This is a genomic window from Pseudonocardia sp. GCM10023141 (assembly GCF_042653605.1).
The window spans coordinates 1-2,363 of the sequence record NZ_JBHSIR010000100.1 but is presented as its reverse complement, the minus strand read 5'-3'; the positions used below and the strand labels follow the sequence as shown (position 1 = coordinate 2,363).

Below are 2,363 nucleotides of genomic sequence, written 5' to 3'. Positions count from 1 at the left end.
GTCTGTTTGGTGCCTCCTGGTTGTCGGGTGCGGGCTTCGCGCATGCGGTAGGACTCGCCGTCGGTGATCACGACGTTGGCGTGGTGTAGGAGCCGGTCCAGCAGGCTCACGGCGGTGGTGTGTTCGGGTAGGAACCGGCCCCAGGCTTCGAAGGGCCAGTGGCTGGCGATGCCCAGGGCGCGGCGTTCGTAGGCGGCGGCGATGAACCGGAACAGCAACTGGGCGCCGGTGTCGTCCAGGGGTGCGAAGCCGACTTCGTCGCAGATGATCAGGTCGTTGCGTAGCAGGGTGTCGATCACGCGTCCGACGCTGTTGTCGGCCAGTCCGCGGTAGAGGGTTTCGACGAGCTCGGCCGCGGTGAAGTAGCGGACTCGATGTCCGGCGGTGACGGCGGCGACGCCGAGTGCGACGAGTACGTGGCTTTTGCCGGTCCCGGCGGGTCCGACGAGGCAGAGGTTCTCCCGGGCGAGGATCCACTCCAACGAGGCGAGGTAGTCGAGGGTGGCGGGGTTGATCGTGGACACGGTGCGGTCGAACTCGTCGAGGGTTTTGACCACGGGGAAGGCTGCGGTCTTGAGCCGGGTGCGGGCGTTGGAGGCGTCGCGGGCGGTGATCTCAGCCTCGACCAAGGTGCGCAGCAGCTCCTCCGGTGCCCACCGCTGGGTCTTCGCGGTGCGCAGCAGTTCCGGGGCGAGTTGACGCATCGCGGCGAGCTTGAGTCGGCGCAGCCCCTCGACCAGATCCGGTGCCAGGACCGGCGCGGTCGTGCTCACGGGGTTCCTCGCGTCGTGGCGCGCAGGGCGTAATCCGACAGCGGTCGGGTCGGGACGCGGGGCAGCTCGAGCACGAGGGCGTCCCCGGCGGTGGTGGGCTGTGGTGTTCCGGCGCCGGCGGCGAGGATGGAGCGCACGTCCGCCGCGCGCCAGCGACCGAACGCGACCGCCCGCGAGAGTGCCTCGAGGAAGACGGGCTCGCCGTGCGCGGCGGCGAGGGTGTTGAGCTCGGCCAGTTCCGGTCCGAGGCGGGTGTTGCCCGCTGCGGCGGCACCGGTGAGGAACGCCTCCGCGGTCTCACCGAGCGCGCAGAACGCCTTCTCTGCCACGGTTTTCGGGCGCACCGCCCGCCGCGGCGCCGGGCGGGGGCCGCCGTAGTGATCGTCGTGGATCGACGCCTCACCGGGGGCGACCAGCAGATGCTCGGCGACCACGTCGCCCTCGCCGGGGCCGGCGATGATCGTCAAGGAGCGGTCGTGATCCACGCGCAGCCGGACCTGGGTGCCGATCAACGCGGTCGGGACGGAGTAGCGCGCTGAGCCGAACCGGACACAGGAGAGCCGATCCACCTTGCGTGACAAGACCGTGCCGATACTGGCCCGCAACGACGGCAACGGTGCCAACAGGTCTCGTTCGATGATCAGCCGCTCGGCCGGGACCGCGCAGATCTGCGAGTGCTCCGCAGCGTTGACCTCAACACACCACGCTGCAGCGGCACGGTTTGCCGCGGCGAGGTCGGGGAACCGGTCACCGGACCCGTCATGGCCGGGGATCATCAGGTCGGTCTTGGCATAGCCGACCAGGTTCTCCACGATCCCCTTCGATTCCGGGTCGGCGGCCTCGCAGAAATCGGGGCGGAACCCGTGATGGGCGGCGAAACGCACGTAGTCGCTGGTGGGCACGACCTTGTTCGCGACCACGCCACCTTTCAGGCATCCCATCCGGTCAGCGAGAACCACGCCGGGGACCCCGCCGAGGGTGTCGAAGCACTCCGCGAGCAGTCCCAGGGTGGTGTCGGCGCGCTCGTTGTCGGCGAAACGCACGAACCGGACCCGGCACCACGCGAGCACCGCGCAGAACACGTGCAACCCGTCCAGCACGCCCCAGTCGATGACCAGATGCTCACCGGGGGACCACACCGCCGGTCGGCGCCCGCGGTGGTTGTCGTTGCGCCACAACGCTTTCCTGGTCGCGACCAGGCGTCGGAGGTTACGAGCGGAACCCTCATAGCCGGCGGCCTTGGCAGCCGGCAGCAGCCGCTTCGCGGTGATCCGGCCGTTGGACTTGGCGACCCGCTCGGTCACCAACGCACTGACGACGTCGTAGTTGTGCTCCCGCGACACGCGGGCCGGGGCGACACCACCGGCCTCGTGGCGGGCGATGACCCGCTTCACCGTCTTCGCTGTGGTGCCGCTGATCAACGCGGCACCACGGTAGGTGCCCACATCTCGGTAGGCAGAAATGATGTCCATCCGTTCCCTCGCAGACTTCAATGGAGTCCCCTGGGCGGTGCGGTGACTGGTTGGCACCGCCACCGTCACCGCCCAGGGCCTCAGCTCCAGATCGACACGACGAGCGAGGGGGTGGGGA

2 protein-coding genes are annotated in these 2,363 nt (G+C 69.4%); both read right to left on the bottom strand.

The genetic code is table 11. The features are described from left to right. Window positions 1-773: IS21-like element helper ATPase IstB (istB, locus tag ACFPFQ_RS48255; protein WP_379630062.1), on the bottom strand; the 773-nt coding region annotated here is incomplete at its 3' end. After that, on the bottom strand, window positions 770-2,266 hold the full coding sequence (gene istA / locus ACFPFQ_RS48250; protein ID WP_379630061.1) for an IS21 family transposase: 1,497 nt from the start codon (window positions 2,264-2,266) through the stop codon (window positions 770-772). The genes istA and istB, both read right to left, overlap by 4 nt. Window positions 2,267-2,363 lie beyond the last annotated feature (97 nt).